At 63.4% G+C, this 21172-nt stretch carries 19 protein-coding genes; 10 read left to right on the top strand and 9 right to left on the bottom strand.

Annotation, left to right across the window (positions count from 1 at the left end; translation table 11 throughout):
* Position 1: 1 nt before the first annotated feature.
* Positions 2-1132: a glycosyltransferase family 4 protein gene (locus tag GR138_RS03295; RefSeq protein ID WP_160857165.1), complete on the bottom strand. Its 1131-nt coding sequence runs from the start codon at positions 1130-1132 to the stop codon at positions 2-4.
* Positions 1133-1275: 143 nt separating this feature from the next.
* Between GR138_RS03295 and GR138_RS03290 the strand changes: the two genes are divergently transcribed.
* Entirely contained in the window at positions 1276-2394 is a 1119-nt protein-coding gene (locus GR138_RS03290; RefSeq protein WP_160857164.1) for a glycosyltransferase family 4 protein, read from the top strand.
* A 123-nt stretch (positions 2395-2517) separates the two neighbouring features.
* Positions 2518-3249 carry a hypothetical protein gene (locus tag GR138_RS03285; protein WP_160857163.1) on the top strand — a complete coding sequence of 244 codons (732 nt, stop codon included), beginning with the start codon at positions 2518-2520 and terminating at the stop codon, positions 3247-3249.
* Between the two features lie 56 nt (positions 3250-3305).
* Here the strand turns inward: GR138_RS03285 and fcl are convergent, their stop codons facing one another.
* The 4 genes from fcl to greA form a co-directional block, all read right to left on the bottom strand.
* A complete protein-coding gene (gene fcl / locus GR138_RS03280) occupies positions 3306-4238 on the bottom strand; it encodes a GDP-L-fucose synthase (RefSeq protein WP_160857162.1) in 933 nt (310 codons plus the stop codon).
* Positions 4239-5309, bottom strand: coding sequence for a GDP-mannose 4,6-dehydratase (gmd, locus tag GR138_RS03275; protein WP_202402480.1), 1071 nt, complete (start codon positions 5307-5309; stop codon positions 4239-4241).
* Between the two features lie 82 nt (positions 5310-5391).
* On the bottom strand, positions 5392-6417 hold the full coding sequence (locus GR138_RS03270) for a glycosyltransferase family 10 domain-containing protein (protein WP_160857161.1): 1026 nt from the start codon (positions 6415-6417) through the stop codon (positions 5392-5394).
* A gap of 93 nt (positions 6418-6510) precedes the next feature.
* Entirely contained in the window at positions 6511-6987 is a 477-nt protein-coding gene (gene greA / locus GR138_RS03265) for a transcription elongation factor GreA (RefSeq protein ID WP_160857160.1), read from the bottom strand.
* A gap of 228 nt (positions 6988-7215) precedes the next feature.
* Between greA and GR138_RS03260 the strand changes: the two genes are divergently transcribed.
* The 5 genes from GR138_RS03260 (at position 7216) to GR138_RS03240 (ending at position 11934) form a co-directional block, all read left to right on the top strand.
* The gene (locus GR138_RS03260; protein ID WP_160857159.1) at positions 7216-7479 is read left to right on the top strand and encodes a hypothetical protein; all 264 of its coding nucleotides are present in this window, start codon (positions 7216-7218) and stop codon (positions 7477-7479) included.
* A gap of 367 nt (positions 7480-7846) precedes the next feature.
* Positions 7847-8203, top strand: a complete 357-nt coding sequence (locus GR138_RS03255) for a hypothetical protein (RefSeq protein WP_160857419.1) — start codon at positions 7847-7849, stop codon at positions 8201-8203.
* Positions 8204-8213: 10 nt separating this feature from the next.
* Positions 8214-9179: an SDR family oxidoreductase gene (locus GR138_RS03250; protein ID WP_160857158.1), complete on the top strand. Its 966-nt coding sequence runs from the start codon at positions 8214-8216 to the stop codon at positions 9177-9179.
* Between the two features lie 59 nt (positions 9180-9238).
* A complete protein-coding gene (locus tag GR138_RS03245) occupies positions 9239-10468 on the top strand; it encodes a putative DNA modification/repair radical SAM protein (protein ID WP_160857157.1) in 1230 nt (409 codons plus the stop codon).
* A complete protein-coding gene (locus GR138_RS03240; RefSeq protein ID WP_160857156.1) occupies positions 10468-11934 on the top strand; it encodes a UdgX family uracil-DNA binding protein in 1467 nt (488 codons plus the stop codon). Before GR138_RS03245 ends, GR138_RS03240 begins: the two co-directional genes overlap by 1 nt.
* Before the next feature lie 57 nt (positions 11935-11991).
* Here the strand turns inward: GR138_RS03240 and carB are convergent, their stop codons facing one another.
* Entirely contained in the window at positions 11992-15474 is a 3483-nt protein-coding gene (gene carB / locus GR138_RS03235; RefSeq protein WP_160857155.1) for a carbamoyl-phosphate synthase large subunit, read from the bottom strand.
* 309 nt (positions 15475-15783) lie between these two features.
* On the opposite strand from carB, the gene GR138_RS03230 reads away from it, so the two are divergent.
* Positions 15784-16965, top strand: a complete 1182-nt coding sequence (locus GR138_RS03230; RefSeq protein WP_160857154.1) for an FAD-dependent monooxygenase — start codon at positions 15784-15786, stop codon at positions 16963-16965.
* A 142-nt stretch (positions 16966-17107) separates the two neighbouring features.
* Here the strand turns inward: GR138_RS03230 and blaOXA are convergent, their stop codons facing one another.
* Entirely contained in the window at positions 17108-17914 is an 807-nt protein-coding gene (gene blaOXA / locus GR138_RS03225) for a class D beta-lactamase (RefSeq protein ID WP_160857153.1), read from the bottom strand.
* 110 nt (positions 17915-18024) lie between these two features.
* Here blaOXA and GR138_RS03220 point away from each other — a divergent pair, with 110 nt between their 5' ends.
* Positions 18025-18912, top strand: a complete 888-nt coding sequence (locus GR138_RS03220; protein ID WP_160857152.1) for a LysR family transcriptional regulator — start codon at positions 18025-18027, stop codon at positions 18910-18912.
* Positions 18913-19020: 108 nt separating this feature from the next.
* Here the strand turns inward: GR138_RS03220 and GR138_RS03215 are convergent, their stop codons facing one another.
* Together GR138_RS03215 and GR138_RS03210 are read right to left on the bottom strand one after the other, a co-directional pair.
* Entirely contained in the window at positions 19021-19680 is a 660-nt protein-coding gene (locus tag GR138_RS03215; protein ID WP_160857151.1) for a dihydrofolate reductase family protein, read from the bottom strand.
* Between the two features lie 86 nt (positions 19681-19766).
* Positions 19767-20558 carry a LytTR family transcriptional regulator DNA-binding domain-containing protein gene (locus tag GR138_RS03210; RefSeq protein ID WP_160857150.1) on the bottom strand — a complete coding sequence of 264 codons (792 nt, stop codon included), beginning with the start codon at positions 20556-20558 and terminating at the stop codon, positions 19767-19769.
* A gap of 91 nt (positions 20559-20649) precedes the next feature.
* Between GR138_RS03210 and GR138_RS03205 the strand changes: the two genes are divergently transcribed.
* On the top strand, positions 20650-21168 hold the full coding sequence (locus tag GR138_RS03205) for a DUF2306 domain-containing protein (protein ID WP_160857149.1): 519 nt from the start codon (positions 20650-20652) through the stop codon (positions 21166-21168).
* The last annotated feature ends 4 nt before the right edge of the window (positions 21169-21172 follow it).

The raw sequence follows: 21172 nt of genomic DNA, 5'->3' as shown, positions 1-21172 counted from the left end.
CTCAGCGCTGCGGCTCCGACATCAGCCTTTGATAGGCGGAAAATTCCTTTTCCAGCATCTGCGCCGTGGTGAAGTGTGCCAGGACATGCTCTCGGCCGCGTTGCCCCATGGCTGCCAGCCGGTCGGGATGGGCGAGGGCCTCGTCGAGGGCCGTTGCCAGGGCGGCAACATCGCCGGGCGGCACGAGCCAGCCGGTTTGGCCGGGCAGGACGGTTTCGCGGCTGCCGCCATGATCGGTGGCGATGATGGGCGTGCCCATGGCCTGCGCCTCGATGGCGGCCCGGCCGAAGGCTTCGGGGTCCGTGGACGCGGATACGGCGAGGTCGGCGGCCGCGAGCACGGCCGGCACATCCCGCCGGCTTCCGGTAAACACGACCCGACCCTCAAGACCAAGGCGCGTCACATCGCGCTGCAATTCGGCGATCAGCGTGTCGAAACCGCTGCCGACGAAGGCGAGACGAACATCCGGCCGGGCGAGACGGGAGACGGCTTCCAGCAGCACGGCATGTCCCTTCCAGCGCGTGATGCGGCCGACCATCACCACCAGCGGTCCGCTTTCCGTGGCTCCCAGCTCTGCACGCAACGCCGCGCGCGTTTCGGCCGAAATGGCTGCGGGCTCGAAAAGCGAAGGCTCGACACCGCGCGGTGCGACGATCACGCGCGCTTCCGGGAAGCCATAGATCTCGACGATATGGCGGCGAATGAACTGTGAATTCGCGATGACCAGCGGCGCCCGCAACATGGCGCCATTGTAGAAGCGTTTGAGCGCATTGCCGTGGCTATAGACCCCGTGGAAGGTCGTGAGGAAGCGCACCGGCTTTCGGGCAAGACGCCGCGCCAGGAGCCCGACCCAGGCGGGCACACGGCTGCGGGCATGGATGATGTCGATGTCCTCCTGGTCGACCAGGCGGGCGATGGCGCGCGCCGCTGAAATCGCCGAGAAGAGCGATTTTCGCCCGACAGGCAGGGTGACGTGCTGCGCACCCGCCGCTTCCGCCGCCGCCACCAGCGGACCACCCGCACTTGCGATCCAGTTGGGCAAGCCAAGCGCGCCAAGATGGCCGGCCATCTCCACCGCGCTACGCTCCACGCCACCATCGCCGAGGGCGGGGAGAAGTTGCAGGACCTTCATGGTTGCAGGCCGCTTCGGGGAATTTTCAGGTGAATGCATGTTTCTTGCCACTGCTTGAATATCGGTCCATAGGAGCCATGTGGTCTCCCGCCGTAAGACAGGTGTCGTCTGCAGACCGAAGTGCGACTTTTGCCCGAGAAAAGATGAAAATGATAGTGGTCGTGACGCAGTGCTTTCCGCCGGCAATCGGTGGAATCGAGAATTTGATGGGTGGTGCGGCGAAGGCGCTCCACGCGCGCGGGCACGCTGTTGTCGTCCTTGCCGACGGGCACAAGGGACGCGTCGATGACAGCGGGCGTTTCGGATCGGTGCGCTATTTCGACGGCTGGAAGCCACTGCGCCGGTGGCGCAAGGCCAGAGCACTGCGCCATCTTCTGAGAAGCGGCGGTGTTCAGGCGGTGCTGGCCGACAGCTGGAAGAGCGTGGAAACGCTGGTGCGCAGCGGTGTGCCGACCGGCGACGCTGTCATTGTCTGTTTTGCGCACGGCAATGAGTATTCGCAGACGCCAAAAGGGTCGAAGGCGCGGCGCATTACGGATGCCCTTTTGCGTGTCGGGAAAGTTGTCGCTGTTTCGCAGTTCACGGCCGACCGGGTCAAGCGTTACCACGATTCCCAAACGATCGTCGTGCGTTCGCCGCCGGTTGAGGAACTTGTGCCGAGTTCGCCGGAGGATAGGGCTTGGGCGGAGGGCCTTTGGGCAGGTGGCCGTCCGAGACTGCTATCCCTCGCGCGCCTTGAGCCGTTGAAAGGTGTCGATCATACGATTCTGGCCCTCAATCATCTTGTGGAGCGGCATCCCGATATTCGCTACGTCGTTGCGGGTCCGGGAGATGACCTGTCTCGTCTCCAGTCCTTAGCAGCTGAAAATGGCTTTCAGAACCGGGTGGTTTTTGCAGGTCCTGTCACCGGAGGGCGCAAAACGGCGCTTTATGAAAGTGCCGACCTGTTCGTCATGCCAACCCGCCGGGTTGGTGATCGGGAGGAGGGGTTTGGGATGGTCTATTTGGAGGCCGCGCAGTGCGGTCTGCCCATCGTTGGCGGCCTCTCGGGCGGCGCTCGCGATGTGTTGCGCCATGAAGATGCGGGTATTCTTGTCGATGGGCAGGATATTGCTGCGATAGCTGCGGCTATCGCGTCGGTTGTCGACGACGACAAGCGACGTTTGACAATGTCCCAAGCCGCACGCAAGGCCGCTGCGGACGCGGATTGGTCCACGCAAATTGCGGAACTGGAGCGGGATCTCGGTGTTTCGGCAGACTAGAGACAGCCGGTTTCATCGCGAGGGATGGGATGCCGCGTGCGGGCGGCGGCATGTTTCGCAGAACTCCTATCACTGCGGGCCGATATGGTTTATGGAGTCGCGCGCGACAGGAGACGATGACGAATGCAGACGATAGCATGCATGAAATGGGGCACGAGATATCCGGCGGATTATGTCAACCGCTTGTGGTCCATGATCAAGCGCAACACGGTTCGCCCGACCCGGCTCGTTTGTTTTACAGAAGATGCCACCGGCATCGACCCGGCCGTCGCTGTTTTCCCGCTGCCGCCGATCAACATTCCCGAACGTGTCGCCTGGAGGCCGTGGCGCAAGATCTCGCTGTGGCAGGCGCCGCTGGCCGATCTGGAGGGTGATGTACTCTTCGTCGATCTCGACGTGGTGATCACCGGGCCGCTCGACGACTTTTTCGATTATGCGCCAGGCCAGTTCTGCATTGCGGAAAACTGGACGCAACTCGGTCAGGGTATCGGCAACACCTCGGTCTATCGCTGGACCGTCGGCACCAACACGCACATCTTCGACGATTTCGACCGCGACCCGGATGCCAAGGTCAACAAGCACATCATCTCGCAGCGCTACGTCTCCGCCGCTGCCCAAGGCATGACCTATTGGCCGGCCGAATGGTGCGTCAGCTTCAAGCACACGCTTTTGCCGCGCTGGCCGCTGAACTTCTTCAAGGACGTGCCGCTGCCGCCGGCGACGCGCATCGTCGCCTTTACCGGCAAGCCTGACCCGGACGAGGCCGTCATCGGCGAATGGCCGGTCACGGCGTGGTGGAAGAAGGCCTACAAGCACGTCCGGCCGACAAAGTGGATCGACGAGAACTGGCGCTAGATTTTGTTTAGCCGCATTGTCCGACGCCAATGCGATGCCGCTTTGGCTGGAAATGCTCAGCGCACGTTCTCGATATACCACTGATAGGCGCGGGAAATGCCGTCGCGCAGGTCTGTGGTCGGCTTCCAGCCCAGGCGCGCCAGCTTTTCGTTCGACATCAGCTTGCGCGGCGTGCCGTCCGGCTTTGACGGATCGGTCTCGATCCGGCCTTCGAAGCCGACGACGTCTGCGATGAGTTTCATCAGGTCGAGAATCGGGATGTCTTCGCCCGAGCCGACATTGATGTGCTCGTAGTCCTCATAGTTCTTCAGAATGAAGACGAGCGCATCGGCGCAATCGTCGCTGAACAGGAACTCGCGGCGCGGCGTGCCCGAGCCCCAGATCGTCACATGGTCGAGGCCGGCAAGCTTTGCCTCATGCGCCTTGCGGATGAGCGCCGGCACGACGTGGCTGGTCTGGAGGTCGAAATTGTCGTGCGGACCGTAGAGGTTGGTCGGCATGGCGGAGATGAAGCGGGCGCCGTGCTGCTTCATATAGGCCTGGCACAGCTTGATCCCGGCGATCTTGGCGATCGCATACCACTCGTTGGTCGGCTCCAGATCGCCGGTGAGCAGCGCGTTTTCCTTGATCGGCTGGGGCGCGAATTTCGGGTAGATGCAGCTAGAGCCGAGGAAAAGCAGCTTTTCGACACCCGCCTCGTGGGCGGATTTGATGACGTTCAGCTCCATCGTCAGGTTGCGCTGGAGGAACTCTACCGGGTTGCGATCATTGGCGAGGATGCCGCCGACCTTGGCAGCGGCCATGACCACGGCGTGCGGCCGGTGTTCTGCGAGGAAACGCTCGACATCGGACCGTTCTTCGAGATCGACCGCGTCGCGCTGGGCGAAGAGGATTTCGCAATTCTCCGCTTCCAGCCGCCTGGCAACGGCGCTGCCGACCATGCCGCGATGGCCAGCGACCCAGACGCGTTTTCCCGTGAGGTCGTACATTCAGAGCGTGCCCTTGTTCGAAAACTCTTTCTGCATGAGCTTCAGATCCTCGCGAACCATCTCGCGGGCAAGTTCATGCGCGCTCGTCTCGTGGCGCCAGCCGAGCACCGTCTCGGCCTTTTTGGGATCGCCGAGCAGAAGGTCGACCTCCGTCGGGCGGAAGTAGCGCGGGTCGATGCTGATCAGGCATTTGCCGGTTACCGCGTCAAAACCCTTCTCGTCGATGCCCTGGCCCTCCCAGCGGATGGTCATGCCCAGTTCGGCAAAACACCATTCGGCGAACTGGCGCACGGTGGTCGTGGTGCCGGTTGCCAGCACGTAGTCATCGCCTTGCGGCTGTTGCAGCATCAGCCACATGCCACGGACATATTCCTTGGCATGGCCCCAGTCGCGCTTGGCATCGAGATTGCCGAGGAAGAGCTGATCCTGCTGGCCGAGCTTGATGGCGGCGACGGCGCGGGTGATTTTTCGCGTCACGAAGGTTTCGCCGCGCAGCGGGCTTTCATGGTTGAACAGGATGCCGTTCGAGGCGTGCAGGCCATAGGCCTCGCGGTAGTTCACGACGATCCAGTAGGCGTAGAGTTTTGCCGCCGCATAAGGCGAGCGCGGATAGAACGGCGTCGTCTCGCTCTGCGGAACGTCCTGCGCCTTGCCGTAGAGTTCGGATGTGGAGGCCTGGTAGAAGCGCGTCTTTTTCTCCAGCCCCAGGATGCGGATTGCTTCCAGCATGCGCAGCGTGCCGATCGCGTCTGCGTTGGCGGTGTATTCCGGCGTCTCGAAGCTGACCTGCACATGGCTCTGGGCGGCGAGGTTGTAGATCTCGTCGGGCTGGGTCTGCTGGACGATGCGCACGAGGTTCGTCGCGTCCGTCATATCGCCGTAATGCAGGAAGAACTGCGGATCGGGCTCGTGCGGATCTTCATAGATATGCTCGATGCGCCCGGTATTGAACGAGGAGGAGCGGCGCTTGATGCCGTGCACGACATAACCCTTGTCGAGCAGCAATTGCGCGAGATAGGCGCCATCCTGACCCGTTACGCCCGTAATCAAAGCCACCGGTTTCTTGGACAAGTTTGTTCTCCAGGTAAAAGTGCAAGCGGCTTAAACCCGAACGCCCGGGTGATCAACCGCCGAATCCGGGCGGCCGATCTTATTATGCCAGCAGGCCGGCGATGCGGTTCTTCAAATGGAGCGCCTCGCGGAAGACAAAATCGCCTGCGGTCAACAGCGGATGGCCCTTGCGGGATGCGCGCTGGCTCTTCAGGACGGCCGCGCCATTGCCGCGCGCTGCCGTGCCGTTTTTGGCTACGGCGTTGGCAATCAGCGTAAGGATATTGTGGTCTTCCAGCACGCGGCGGCGCGCTTCGATAATGGCGGGCAGGCGCTTCTCGTATTCGCCGTTGTCGATCGCCGCGCGCATGATGGCGAACGCCTCGCCCGGCTTGCGGATGTCGATGGCGATAAAACTGTCGACCGGGAAATAGTCGGCGGCATTCGGCGCGCCGAAATAGAAGGGCAGCGACAGGCCGAGGAAGGGGTCGGCGAGCTTTTCGGTGAAATGATGCGGTGCGAGATGGTTCTCGATCGCCAGATGGTACTTATAGGGATCGATCGATTCAGCCTTGTCGTCGACCGGCCGGTGGCCGCGGCCGAAAACATCGAGGTCGGGCATGCGCGCGGCCATCGCCTGCGTGAAGTCGTACCGCAGCCGGTGTAGGGTGTGGCCCTGCCGCTTGGTCGAGCAGACGGTGCCGATGACTTTCGTCTTTTCCGGAAAGTGCCCGGCAATTTCATCCGCTGTCATCAGGTGCTGGCTGCCGTTGCCGTAAAACCAGCGCAGCCCCGCCTGGCTGTAGATCCGGCCGGGATGGCGCAATGCAAAGGGCTCCTGGCTCGTCACCACGTGGCCGAACTGCCGCGTATAGGCGCGGCTGTAGATCTTGATGCCGGAGGGTTCCGTCGTGAAGAGGATGGTGTTTTGCGGCGCGCAGGCGAGGTTCTCCACCCGCATCGGGCGACGTTCGCCGCCTGCCGGTGGCATGTTCTCGTAGACCGCCAGCCAGTCGTAGTCGCGCGCATCCGGATCGAAGGTGAAGGTTACGCCGTGGCGCTGCGCAAAACCGGACGAAAGCTGCCGGGCGAGCGGGCTTATGCCATGCGCCCGGTTGATCGGGCCCATGACCTTGACCACGATGGCGGCGTGACCGCCATCGGTCTGACTATTGTCTTTTTCGGACAGAATAGCGGTTCTCCCTCGAGCGGCCGCTCGCGATCACCCCCAGGTGATGGCGAGGATTTCGTAGGCCTTGGAGCCGCCGGGCGCGTTCACTTCGATCGATTCACCGACTTCCTTGCCGATCAGCGCGCGGGCGATGGGGGAGGAGATGGAAATACGGCCCTGCTTCACGTCGGCTTCCTGGTCGCCGACGATCTGATAGACCTTCTCTTCTTCGGTGTCCTCGTCGATGAGCTTGACCTTGGCGCCGAACTTGATCGTCGTGCCGGACATCTTGGAGAGATCAATGACCTCCGCGCGGGTGACAAAGTCTTCAAGTTCGCCGATGCGGCCTTCATTGTGGCTCTGGGCTTCCTTGGCGGCGTGATACTCGGCGTTTTCCGACAGGTCGCCATGGGCGCGTGCTTCGGCAATCGCCTCAATGATTCGCGGACGCTCTTCCTGCTGACGCCAGCGCAGTTCTTCCTGCAGCTTGACGAAACCGCCGTGAGTCATCGGTACCTTTTCAACCATTTTATCCCGTCCTTCAGCCCGCGCCGCGCGAACTCCCGCCCGCGCGAACGCAAAAGAAAACGGTCTCCGGAGAAGATTCCCCGGAACCGTCGAAAGCATTTGAACGATCCTTATAGCAGATTGCGTCGGCCGAAAGCCAGTTTTTTCGCCGCAGGGCAGCATCCGCCCACAATGGTTCAGGAACAATCACCTGGTGCTGTCGTTAGTTGAAGATCGCGGGAGGCGTGCATGACAATCGGCAATTCGATTCATCTGGAAGGCAGGGCCAATGCCCATCGGCGCCTGCTCGTCGAACTGATTTCGGTGGTGGCGACAATCCCCGAGGCGCGCGCGACGCTTCTCGCCATGGCGCGTGAAAACGAAACTGTTGCCGACCACGAAGAAGATCCGGGCATCGAGCCCGACGCCGCGTTTGCCGCCCAGCAGATCGCCGATGACGAGATTCGAGCGATCCTCAAGGCGGCAATGGCGCGCCTTGAAACCAAGCTATGAGGACAGGACCATGGGTGTGATGCACACGATTTCCGGGTATTTCAAGCAGCTTGCCGGCGAAGTGTCGGGCAATCAGGCGATGCACGACGAGGGGCGGCGCGAGGCCTCGCCGGCGGGCTATCAGGAGAAGGACGAGCAGGCCGTTCCGGTCGCGCCGCGCTCCGTGCCGGGTGCCGACAGTGTCGTTTCGGCCGAAACCGGCCGCGAGAAGGTCATTCATGCCGACGCCGTGCCGCAGTTTGCGGTTTCCCAGGCCGGGCGGACGAATGACGGCATTTCGAGTGCCAAGCCGCGCGTCCTTACCGGCACCGAGGCGTCTGCCCGCGACTGGTCGGTCGGGTTCGACGAGACGGCGCCGCGACAGGACATGGAGGGGCCGGTCGCCGACTACTCCGACGTCGAGCAGCTCAAGCTCTACCGCCTTGTCCCGATCGCTTCGCCGACGGATACGAATTGGCACCTCGCGCCGAACCAGGGCGAGGTGGTGGTACTGGCACGCTCGAGCGGCGACGCCCGCGTCGTGGCGGCGGAAGCCGAACTCGACTATCTCGAGATCGACGCGCTTCCCGGCGATGGCAATTCCACGACCTCGTCGAGTGCGTTCCGCAACGAGAAACTCTACACGGTCGTCGACGAGGCCGACCCGGCCTATCCCATCGAGGGGCCGCGTGGGGTCGTTGCCGGCACGGTCCGCGTCGACAATATCCGCCCCTCCGAGCTTTGAGGAGATCGCCATGACCCGCAGCCAATCCGCCCGCACGGCGGCGAAACAGCGCGACATTCAGGCCGAGGTGGCCGAGGCCGATCGCAAGGACGCGGGCGAAAAGCCGAAGGCCATGCAGGCCGGGGCGCGTCTCTATCCGGTGCCGCCGTTCCCCAGGCAGCACCAGCCGAAGCCGGGCAGCGAGGCCAAGCTGGACCCGTCGCCGATGTACGACGCCCCGTTCTACACGGGCTCGGAAAAGCTGAAGGGCAAGGTGGCGCTCATCACCGGCGGCGATTCCGGCATCGGCCGGGCGGTGGCGGTGCTTTTCGCCCGAGAGGGCGCGGATGTGGCCATCGCCCATCTGGCCGAAGGGCAGGACGCCAGGGACACGATCGCCGCGGTGGAAGCGGAGGGCCGGCGCTGCATCGCCTTTGCCGGTGATGTCAAGGACAAGGCTTTTTGCCAGCGGATGGTCGCGTGCACGGTGCAGGATCTGGGCAGGCTCGATATCCTCGTCAACAACGCCGCCTTTCAAGTCCATGCCAAGGACATTCTCGATCTCTCGGAAGAACATTTCGACGAGACGCTGAAGACCAATCTCTACGGCTATTTCTTCATGGCGCAGGCGGCGGTGCCGCATATGAAGCCTGGATCGGCGATCATCAATACCGGGTCGGTCACCGGTCTGGAGGGCTCGAAGGCGCTGCTCGACTATTCGATGACCAAGGGCGGCATCCACGCCTTCACGCGCTCGCTGGCGGGCCAGCTTGTGCCACGCGGCATCCGCGTCAACGCGGTGGCGCCGGGGCCGGTCTGGACGCCGCTCAATCCGTCCGACAAGGAGGCCGAAGATGTCGCGACATTCGGTGCCGATACACCGATGAAGCGTCCCGCGCAGCCGGAAGAGCTGGCGCCCGCCTATGTCTTTCTCGCCTCGCCACAGTGCTCCAGTTACATCACGGGTGAAGTGCTTCCCATTGTCGGCGGCTATTAAGCTGCCGGCAAAACATCATTTTCGTTGACCAAGCGATGAAGAACATATAGTGAACAAATATGAAGAAATCGCTCCAGCAACGCTTGGCCGTCCTGTCGGATGCCGCCAAATACGATGCCTCCTGCGCGTCAAGCGGAACGGTAAAGCGTGATTCCGTAACGTCCGGCGGACTCGGCTCGACGGAAGGGGCCGGTATCTGCCACGCCTATGCGCCGGATGGGCGATGCATTTCGCTCCTGAAGATCCTGCTCACCAACTTCTGCATCTTCGATTGCGCCTATTGCATCAACCGCTCCTCCAGCAATGTGGAGCGCGCCCGGTTCACGCCGGAGGAGGTGGTTTGGCTGATGCTGGAATTCTACCGGCGCAACTATATCGAGGGGCTGTTCCTGTCTTCCGGCATTATCCGCTCGCCGGACCACACGATGGGCGAGATGGTGCGCGTGGCGCGGGAGCTGCGCACCACCCACGGCTTTCGTGGCTATATCCATCTGAAGTCCATTCCCGATGCGGCACCGGAACTGATAGAGGAGGCGGGGCTTTACGCCGATCGCCTCTCGCTCAACATCGAATTGCCGACGGATGCGGGCATCAGCCGGTTCGCGCCGGAAAAGCGGCCGTCGGGCATTCGCCGCGCCATGGGGGACCTGCGCCGGAAGATTGAGGCGGCCGACGATCCGACCTTGCAGACGAAAAAGCGCAAGCGCTTCGTGCCGGGCGGGCAGAGCACACAGATGATTGTTGGCGCCGATGGTGCGGACGATGCGACCATTCTGAAGACCAGTGCGCGGCTCTATGGCAGCTATGGACTGAAGCGCGTCTATTATTCGGCCTTCAGTCCCATTCCGGATGCGTCCCGCATTCTGCCGCTGATCAAACCGCCGCTGGTGCGCGAGCATCGTCTTTATCAGGCGGACTGGCTTTATCGGTTCTACGGCTTCGGCGTGGACGAAATCACCGCATCGACCGGCGGCATGCTGGATCTCGACATGGATCCGAAACTTGCCTGGGCGCTGGCAAACCGGCACGCCTTTCCCGTGGATGTCAATCGCGCGGAGCGGGAGACGCTGCTGCGCGTTCCGGGCCTTGGCACCAAGACGGTCGATGCCATTGTCTCCAGCCGCCGGTTCCGTCGTCTGCGGTTGGAGGATCTCGCCCGGCTCGGCGTATCGCTGCGCAAGGTGCGTGCCTTCATCGAGGCGGATGGCTGGACGCCGCGGCGGCTTGCCGATCGCGCGGATCTGAAGACGCTGTTCGCCCGCAAGCCGGAACAGCTTTCCCTGCTCTGATGTACACGATCCCTCTTCTTGGCCGGGGCGATTTTTCCGAATGGCGGGATGCAGCACGTATGCTCGCGACCGCCGGCGTTTCGCCGCGCGAGGCGGATTGGCGCGTCTACGGTCTGGAGGAGGAGCTCTTTGAAGCCGTCGTGCCGCCGCCATTGCCGAAAGCGGATGGCATCGCGCCGCCGCTCACCGTACCGCCCGGTTTCCTGCCGCTGGCCGAAGCCGTGGTCTGCCATACGGAGCCGGGTCGGTATCATCTGCTCTATCGCCTGCTGTGGCGCCTGCAATCGGACCGTCGCCTGCTGGAGCTGGCGGCCGACAAGGACGTGGCCTGGGCGCGGCTCCTCGCCAAGAACGTTCACCGCGACAGCCACAAGATGACGGCCTTCGTGCGTTTCAAGGAAATCGCCGGTGTGGCGGAGGGGCGGCGCCGGTTCTTTGCCTGGTTCGAGCCAACGCATTTCATCGTCGCCCGCACCGCGCCCTTCTTCCGCCGGCGCTTTGCCGACATGGACTGGATTATCGCCACGCCCATGGGGACGGCAAGCTGGGATGGCGAGAGCCTGATCTTCGATGTGCGGCCCGCCGAAAACCCCGGCCACGGCGACCCGACGGATGAACTCTGGCGCACCTATTATTCGAGCATATTCAACCCCGCACGGCTGAAGTTGAAGGCCATGCAGACAGAAATGCCGAAGAAATACTGGCGCAACCTGCCGGAGGCCGACCTCATTCCAGAGATGATCGCCAATGCCGAGGCCAATGTGCGGGCCATGGCAGAACGGGCGGCCAGCGACCCGCCGCTGTTCCATTACCGGCTTCAGGACGCGGCTCATGCGGAGCCGCAACTCGTTCCCGTCAGCCCCGGTACGATCGCGGCGCTGCGCGAAGAGGCACGCCACTGCACGCGCTGCCCGCTGCATTGCACGGCGACACAGACCGTCTTCGGCGAAGGGCCGCAGGATGCACGCGTCATGATGGTCGGCGAACAGCCGGGCGACCAGGAGGATCTGGCCGGCCGCCCGTTCGTCGGCCCGGCCGGCAAGGTCTTCGATGCGGTGCTGAAAGAGGCGGATATCGCCCGGGACGGCCTTTATCTCACCAATGCGGTCAAACATTTCAAATATGAGCCGCGCGGCAAGCGGCGTATTCACCAGAAGCCGGACCGGGGAGATATCGAACATTGCCGCTGGTGGCTGGCGAAGGAAGTCGAACTCGTCAAGCCGCGCCTGATCGTGGCGCTCGGTGCCACTGCCGTCTTCGCGCTGAGCGGGGAACAGAAACCGCTCAGCCAGCTCCGCGGCAAGCCGATCACCATGGAGCGCAACATCGTGCTCTACCCGACCATCCACCCTTCCTATCTGCTGCGCCTGCCGGATGAAGCCGCGCGCAAACGTCAGCACGCCCTCTTTGTCGAGGACATGCAGCTGATCAAGCATCTGGGCGAGACCCTTGCTGCCCAACAATGAAAAGAGCCGGGCGACAGCGTCGCCCGGCTCTTTTTATACGTCGATCGGCATGTAGCCTCAGAAATACGACTGCAGCGGCCGCACTTCCAACTGGCCCTGCTTGAGCGCCCTGATCGCCTGGGCGGCGGCGAGTGCGCCGGCCATGGTCGTGTAGTACGGCACCTTCTGCATCAGCGCGGCGCGGCGGAGCGACTTCGAGTCGGAGATCGCCTTGTTGCCGTCCGTCGTGTTGATGACGAGGCTGACCTGGCGGTTGCGGATGGCGTCCTCCACATGCGGGCGGCCTTCCTGCACCTTGTTGATCTTGATCGCCTCGATGCCCTTTTCTGCGAGGAAGCGGGCGGTGCCGGAGGTTGCCATCACCTTGAAGCCGATGCCGGTCAGGATGTTGATGGCGGGCAGCACGCGTTCCTTGTCCTCATCGCGCACCGACACGAAGACCGTGCCTTCACGCGGCAGGTCGACGCCGGCACCGAGCTGCGACTTGGCGAAGGCCAGCGCGAAATCCGTGTCGAGGCCGATGACCTCGCCGGTGGAGCGCATTTCCGGGCCGAGCAGGGTATCGACGCCCGGGAAACGGGCGAAGGGGAAGACGGCTTCCTTGACGGCGATGTGCTTGAGGTTGCGCGGGTCCGGCTTTTCGCCATAGGCGGCGATCGCCACATCGAGGCTCTCGCCCGCCATGACGCGGGCGGCGATCTTGGCGATCGGCGCGCCGATGGTCTTTGCCACGAAGGGAACGGTGCGCGAGGCGCGCGGGTTCACTTCGAGCACGTAGATCGTGCCGTCCTTGATGGCGTACTGCACGTTCATCAGGCCGCCGACATTCAACGCCTTTGCCAGAGCTTTCGTCTGGCGCTCCAGTTCGTCGACGGTCTCGTTGGACAGCGTGTGGACCGGCAGCGAGCAGGCCGAGTCGCCCGAATGGATGCCGGCTTCCTCGATGTGCTCCATGATGCCCGAGACGAAGACGTCCTTGCCGTCGCAGAGCGCGTCGACATCGACTTCCACCGCGTTCGACAGGTAGCTGTCGAAGAGCAGTGGGTTCTTGCCGAGCAGGGTGTTGATCTGGCCGGTCTTGTCGTTCGGGTAACGCTGCTTGATGTCCTCAGGCACGAGGCCCGGAACGGTGTCGAGCAGGTAGGTCTGCAGCATCGATTCCGAATGGATGATCTGCATGGCGCGGCCGCCGAGCACGTAGGACGGGCGCACGACGAGCGGGAAACCGATCTCTGCTGCCACGAGGCGGGCCTGCTCGACCGAATAGGCGATGCCATTGTTCGGCTGGGCGAGGTCGAGCTTCTGGAGCAGCTTCTGGAAGCGGTCACGGTCTTCGGCAAGGTCGATCATGTCGGGCGCGGTGCCGAGGATCGGGATGCCGTTCTTTTCCAGCGCTTCGGCAAGCTTCAGCGGCGTCTGGCCGCCGAACTGCACGATGACGCCGACAACTTCGCCGTTGGTCTGCTCGGCTTTCAGAATCTCGATGACATCTTCGGCCGTCAGCGGTTCGAAATAGAGGCGGTCGGAGGTGTCGTAGTCGGTCGAGACGGTTTCCGGGTTGCAGTTGACCATGATCGCTTCATAGCCGGCATCCTTCAGCGCGAAGGCGGCGTGGCAGCAGCAATAGTCGAACTCGATGCCCTGGCCGATGCGGTTCGGGCCGCCACCGAGGATGACGACCTTCTTGCGGTCGGAAATGCCGGCTTCCGAGCGGGTGCTACCGGCAAACGGCGTTTCATAGGTCGAATACATATAGGCGGTCGGCGAGGCGAATTCGGCAGCGCAGGTATCGATGCGCTTGAAGACCGGGCGCACGTCGAGACTGTTGCGCAGTTCGGCGACCTCCTTCGGGCGCTTGGCCGAAAGGGTGGCAAGGCGCGCGTCGGAGAAGCCCATGGCCTTCAGCATGCGCAGGTTTTCGGCATCCTGCGGCAGGCCGTGCTCGCGGATGCGGGCCTCCATGTCGACGATGGCCTTGAACTGCTCAAGGAACCACGGGTCGATCTTCGAGCCCTCATGCGCCTCTTCCACCGAAAGGCCGAGGCGCAGCGCCTGGGCGACCATGCGCAGGCGGTCCGGCGTCGGCGTGGAGATGGCGGCGCGAATGGCGTTCTTGTCGTTGCCGTCGCCGAGGCCGGGGATTTCGATCTCGTCGAGGCCGGTCAGGCCCGTTTCGAGGCCGCGCAGCGCCTTTTGCAGCGATTCGGCAAAGGTGCGCCCGATCGCCATCACTTCACCCACCGACTTCATGGCGGTCGTCAGCGTCGGCTCGGCGCCGGGGAACTTTTCGAAGGCGAAACGCGGGATCTTCGTCACCACGTAGTCGATCGACGGTTCGAACGAGGCCGGCGTTGCGCCGCCGGTGATGTCGTTCTCCAGCTCGTCGAGCGTATAGCCGATGGCAAGCTTGGCGGCGATCTTGGCGATCGGGAAGCCGGTCGCCTTGGAGGCCAGAGCAGACGAGCGCGAAACACGCGGGTTCATCTCGATGACGACCAGGCGGCCGTTTTCAGGGTTGACGGCGAACTGCACGTTCGAGCCGCCGGTCTCCACGCCGATCTCGCGCAGCACCGCGATCGAGGCGTTGCGCATGATCTGATATTCTTTGTCGGTCAGCGTGAGGGCAGGGGCGACCGTAATGGAGTCGCCCGTATGCACGCCCATCGGATCGATATTCTCGATGGAGCAGATGATGATGCAGTTGTCCGCCGTGTCGCGGACCACTTCCATCTCGTACTCCTTCCAGCCGAGCACCGATTCTTCGATCAGCACTTCCGTGGTCGGCGAGGCGTCGAGGCCGGAATTGACGATCTCGAAGAATTCCGAGCGGTTGTAGGCGATGCCGCCGCCGGTGCCGCCGAGCGTGAAGGAGGGGCGGATGATGGCGGGCAGGCCGATGACGTCGAGCGCCTGCGCGCCGATCGCCATGGCGTGGCTCATGTAGCGCTGCTTGCGGTCGGTCTCGCCGAGGTTCCACTGGTTTTCAAGTTCGTCCAGCGCCTTGTCGAGTGCATCGCCGGACAGTTCGCCCTTCAGCTTGGCGCGCTCGGCCTCGTGAACCTTGCGGTCCTGGTCCTTGATCTCGGTGGCGTTGGCGAGCAGCGACTTCGGCGTTTCAAGCCCGATGCGGGCCATCGCCTCGCGGAACAGCGCGCGGTCTTCGGCCATGTCGATGGCGGCGGGCTTGGCGCCGATCATCTCGACATTGTAGCGGTCGAGTACGCCCATGCGCTTGAGGGAAAGCGCGGTGTTGAGCGCCGTCTGGCCGCCCATGGTCGGCAGCAGCGCGTCCGGGCGTTCCTTGGCGATGATCTTCGCCACGACTTCAGGCGTGATCGGCTCGACATAGGTCGCGTCGGCAAGACCCGGATCGGTCATGATCGTCGCCGGGTTGGAGTTGACGAGGATGACGCGGTAGCCTTCCTCCTTCAGCGCCTTGCAGGCCTGGGTGCCGGAATAGTCGAATTCGCAGGCCTGCCCGATGACGATCGGCCCTGCGCCGATGATGAGGATCGATTTCAAATCTTGGCGCTTGGGCATCTCTCTATCCGTTCTCTTCGCTTCGGCCGCGTGCGCGGAAAAACCGGCCATGGCGATGGGTTCACCGGGCCGGGCGCGCAAAAATGGTCTTTCAAGGCTAGAAGCGGCTTATAGGCAAATGCGTGGGCGAGCGGAACCCCGAAAATGGCCCCATCGACAGGAAAAGTCAGGGATGCAGACTGTCCTGCCGTCGGCAAGGCGGCAATGTCCAGAATAGTCTTGTACATGCCGACAAATTTCGTCTTCCTGAGCGGAGAATCGGACGCGCGGGGAAAACGCCAATGCGGGTCGATTTGGGGAGTTTAAACGATGCTGCCGCAGGAAACCGATGTGCTGATCGTCGGGGCGGGCCCAAGCGGCCTTGCGCTCGCCGTCACCCTGCAACAGGCGGGCATCCGTCCCGTCATCGTCGACCGGCTGGCCGTCGGCGAGAACACCTCTCGCGCCGCCGTCATTCATGCGCATACGCTCGAAGTGCTGGAGCGCATCGGCGTGACTGACGAATTGGAGGCGCGGGGCCTTGTGCTCACCCGTTTTGCCTTGCGCGATCATGACAAGGCGCTGCTGGAACTCGACTTCTCCATGCTGCCCTCGCGCTACGCGCAGATTCTCATGGTCCCGCAGGACGAGACAGAAGCGATCCTTGCCGAGCGGCTGGTGAGCCTTGGCGGCCATGTCGAGCGTGGTGTGTCCGCAACGGTGATCGAGCCCGATCCGAACGGCGCAACGGTGCATCTCGAAACACCGGATGGCTCGAGAACCATCCGTGCGCGTTACGTTGTCGGCGGCGACGGCATACACAGCGTGGTGCGCAGTGCCGCCGGCATCACCTTCGACGGTGAGACCTACGAGCAGTCCTTCGTGCTCGCCGACGTGCATATGGACTGGGGCTTGGGCGACGAGGTGACGGTGTTCTTTTCGCCGGAGGGCATGGGTGTCGTCGCGCCACTGCCCGGCCATCGCTATCGTATCGTCGCGCCGGTCGAGGCGGCGCCGGAAGCGCCCGACGCCGCCTTCGTGCAGGCGCTTCTCGATGCGCGCGGCCCGCGGCAGAATCCGGGTCGCGTGCGCGATGTCATCTGGAGTTCGCGTTTCCGCGTGCACCACCGTGTCGCCGCGCGCTATCGCTCGGGTCCGTTGTTCATCATGGGGGATGCGGCCCATGTGCACAGCCCGGCCGGTGGGCAGGGCATGAACACCGGGCTTGTCGATGCCGTTGTTCTCGGGCAATTGCTTGCCGATGTCGTGCTTGGCAAGGCGCCGGAGGCGAGGCTGGACCTCTACGAAGAGAAGCGCCGCCCCGCCGCCGCCGAGGTGCTGGAACTGGCGAGCCGCCTGACGACGATCGCGACCATGCGCAGTTCGCTTGGCCGGATCGGGCGTAACATTGTCCTGCGTGTGCTCGATGCTTCGCCGGTCTTTCGGCGAAAACTTGCCCTCAATGTGTCGGGCCTCGCCCGCAAGGGGCTGGGCATGGTTCCTCCGCGATAGGTGTTGCGCGGCCGCCCCTCATCTCCCTGCCAGGACCCTTTCCCTGCAAGCAGGGAGAAGGGGCAGAACGGCGAGGCTTTCCCTCCTCGCCCCGCTTGCGGGCAGAGGATGCCGGCAGGCGGGTGAGGGGCAATGCTCCCGCTCAATCCGTCGCCAATATGCCCGGCAGTTCCTGCAAGATGCTGTCCCTTGCCCGCAGGCTCGTGCGCGGTTCCTGCTTCTTCTCGTCCTGCACCAGCCGCGCGAAGACGACGGTGCGTTCCTCGCGGCGTGCCCATCCGACATACCAGCCCCACGGCTTGTTGTAGTCGAAATTGCCGTCCGCCTTGCGCGGATAGGCCATGCCGGTCTTGCCCTGTGCGCCCCAGTCGTCGGCGATGTCACGGCGCTCGACGATTGCCATGGCCGCATCCATCGCTTCGGCGGAGACCGGCAGTTCGTGGTTCACTAGCTTCTTGAGGAATTCGATCTGCTCGCGCGGCGAGATTTGCAGCGAGGAGGCGATCCAGGCCCGTTCCAGGCCATTGTTCTTGCCGGGATCGCCCGTCATGTCGGCATTGCCGTAGCCGAAAGCGTCGGCATAGTCACGCAACTGTTCGTAGCCGAGAAACTCAGTGATGCGCTGCGAGAACCAGACGACGGAGAATTCCATCCAGCGTTTCGGTGTCGTCGGCTGGCGCCAGGCATCGCCGCCCCAGTCCGGATAGCCCTTCATGAAGGGCAGCGCCGGCTCGTTTGCATCTTCCAGATAGCCGGAATCGTAGCCCATCACGGCAAGCGGCACCTTGAACGTTGACGCAGGGGTGACACGGCTTGCGCAATCGCCCTTTTCCAGAATGACCTCGTTGCTTGCCGCATCGGCAACGATCGTACAAATAATGCGGGCTTGCGCGGGCGCACTGACGCCAGCGGCGAGCAGGGCGCTGGCCGCGAATAGACGAATATCCATCACGTTTTCCTTGAATTCCGAATGGCTTGCGCATTCTGGATAGCAATGCTTTGACGAACTGACAAAAGATCAATACTGGTCTCAGCCATTAGGAAAACTGGGGCATTGCCATGGTTCGGCCTTATCTGCCGCTAAACGCCTTTCGCGCTTTCGAGGCCTCCGCCCGGCATCTCAGCTTCACGCGCGCGGCGATCGAGCTGAATGTCACGCAGGCGGCTGTCAGCCATCAGGTGAAGAGCCTGGAGGAGCAGCTCGGCGTCATCCTGTTCAAACGCCTGCCGCGCGGGCTGATGATCACGGCCGAGGGCGAAAGCCTGCTGCCGGTGCTGCGCGACAGCTTTGATCGCATGGCGGATGCCGTGGAGCGTTTTCGCGGCGGGCATGTGCGGGAAATCCTGACGGTCGGCGCCGTCGGCACCTTCGCCGTCGGCTGGCTGCTGCCGCGTCTCGCCAGCTTCCGCGAGCGCCATCCGTTCGTGGAGGTGCGGTTGTCCACCAACAACAACCGCGTTGACCTCGCCGCCGAGGGGCTGGACTTCGCCATCCGCTTCGGCGCCGGCGCCTGGCACGGCACGGATGCCTTCCGGCTTTTCGACGCGCCGCTCTCTGTTCTCGCCACGCCCCCGGTCGCGCGGGATTTGAACACGCCTGAAGACCTGCTCGGCCTGACGCTGCTGCGCTCCTACCGCCGCGACGAATGGACCCGCTGGTTCGAGGCGGCCGGCCTGCCGCGCACCCCGCCCCCGCAGAACGCCATCGTCTTCGATACGTCACTGGCGATGATGGAGGCGGTGCTGCAGGGCGCGGGCGTGGGTCTTGCGCCGCCCTTGATGTTTTCCCGGCTGCTGTCGGCCGGTGCCGTCGTGCAACCGTTCAAGACAAGTGTCGTGCTCGGCAGCTACTGGCTCACGCGCCTGCAATCGCGCAGCGCCACCCCTGCCATGTCCGCCTTTGCCAACTGGCTTCAGGAGACGGTGGCGGAGGAGGGGCTGGGCTAGAGCATTTCCGCTTTTCTTCGAACCGCGAAAACGCTCTACCTCTTCGTTTTTACGCAATTGCGGACGCAAAACCGCTGCGCACTTTTGCTGGACTTGCTCCGGCGCCCGTCATGTCAGGTTGCGGCGCCGCTCCAGTTCAGCGTCGGTCGGTGTGTCGAACTCGAAGGAGCCGGTGGTGACGTCGCCGGCGCGGGCATATTTGCTCATGACGACGCCTGAATCGCTCGTGCGCGATTCGACGAGCGTCAGCGCGCGTGGGAAAGAAGCGTCGCCGAACAGCCGCTTGCCCTTGCCCAGGATGACCGGGAAGACGGAGACGTGGATCTCGTCGACGAGGTCGTTTTCGAACAGCGCCTTGAGGAATTCCGTGGAACCCTGCGTCAGGAGGTCCGGACCATCCTCGCTCTTCAATGCCTTCACGGCCGCGATTGCATCGGCGCCGAGCAGATGACTGTTCTGCCAGCTGGTCTTGAAGGCCGGATTGCGGGTCGCGACATATTTGTTGATGCGGTCGAAGAGCGGGCCGATCGGGTCGTCCTTTGCCGCATAGGGCCAGTGGGCGGCGAAGATATCGTAGGTCTTGCGGCCCAGCAGCAGGTCGAACGGCCTCGAAAAGAGTTCGCCGATGAACGCACCCATCTTCTCGTCGAAAAGGGGCGCGACCCAGCCGCCGAATTTGAAGCCGCCGATGGGGTCCTCCTCGGGCCCGCCCGGCGCCTGCATGACGCCGTCGAGACTGACGAAGGCGCCGACAATGATCTTTCTCATGGGTTTTCTCCTGGCCGTTTGTTGGACTGATACCTAGAGACGAACGGGGCATCTGCCAGCCGACAGCCGCTCGAAAATTCTTTGTCCTAACCCCAGCGGTTGCGCACCGCCTCGGTGCGGCTGCGGCTCACGGGGATTTCCTGCCCGTCCTTCAAGACGACCGTCAGCCTACCGTCGCCGCGCAGCAATTTTTCCACATGGCTGTCGGCAACGAAATGCGAGCGGTGCACCTGCAGCCCCGGCGTGCCGCCGAGTTCTTCCAGGGCATCGGAAAAGCGCAGCAGGATCAGCTCACGCCCGCGGCTGGTCATGACGTCGGTATAGTGATCCGCGACGGTCATATGCAGGATCGGCCCGCGGTTTTCCGGCTTCAGGCGCCGCAACAGAACGACCTCGGCCCGGTCTTCCGCCGTGGGTTCAGGCGCGGGCGAGAGCGCGTCCGCCGCCTTGTTGCTCATCGTCATGAAGGTGAGGCCGCAGAACAGGGCGGAGAGGACAAGGCCGCTGGCGATGCTTTCGGCCAGGGTCGAGACCGTCACCGCGCCGCCAAAGGTCGCAAGACTGATCGCCTTCGTCGCCAGCCCCACCGGCACTCCCGCCACAAGCGTGCCAAGCGCCATGCGGCCGGCGAGGCTGGGGACGCGATGCAGAAGAAGCATGTTCACCAGCACCAGGGCGGTGACAGCGATGCTCCAGGCGACGGCGTGCAACACCAGCCAGAAGCCGAGGCGCGGCACGGTGGCCAGCCGCTCCGCGGTGCCATAGGGGCCGGTCACCCAGAAGATCAGCACGACCGCGCCAAAGGTCGCCCAGAACCGCGGCGAGCGCAGAAACACCTGCAGTTCACGAAGCGCGGATTGCAGGAGGGGGCGTTTCACGAAGTTTTCCGTCCGTTCGGGCCAAAGCGTTTGAGGCGATCCGATCAATGGCGGAAGACGGGGCCGATTTCAACCGTGCCCGGAACCCGCCATGACCATCGAACCGCTTCTCAACGCTCCCATTGCCGTGCAATTCCATGTCGCGACGGTGCTGCCCGCCGCCGTGCTCGGGGCCGTGCTGCTCGCGCGCCGGAAGGGAACGCCCGCCCATCGCCTGCTGGGGAAAATCTGGCTGGTGCTGATGGTCGTGACGAGTTTTTCAACCTTCTTCATCCATGACCTGAAGACGGTCGGAAACTTCAGTCCGATCCATCTTCTCTCTATCTATGTCATCGTCGGCAGCATCCCCGCGATCCGCGCCGCGCGCCGCGGCGATATCCGCGCGCACCGGGCGCAAGTCGCCGGCATGTATTTCGGCGGCATCGTCGTGGCGGGGCTGTTCACCCTGGTGCCACACCGCGTGATGGGGGCGATCATTTTCGATGGCGCATCAGGTTTCGTCAGCGGAGTCGCCGCCGCTCTCGTCTGCGTCCTGCTGGTCGCAGCCGGTGCGCTTGCGATCCGCGAAGCCGGCTGGCTGGAGCGTTTCGAAACATTCCGGCGGCGCTGAGCGA

The organism is Shinella kummerowiae (assembly GCF_009827055.1).
In the GTDB taxonomy this organism is placed as follows: domain Bacteria; phylum Pseudomonadota; class Alphaproteobacteria; order Rhizobiales; family Rhizobiaceae; genus Shinella; species Shinella kummerowiae.
Note: the sequence above shows the minus strand (reverse complement) of the source record. Positions and strands in the feature narration are given on the sequence as shown.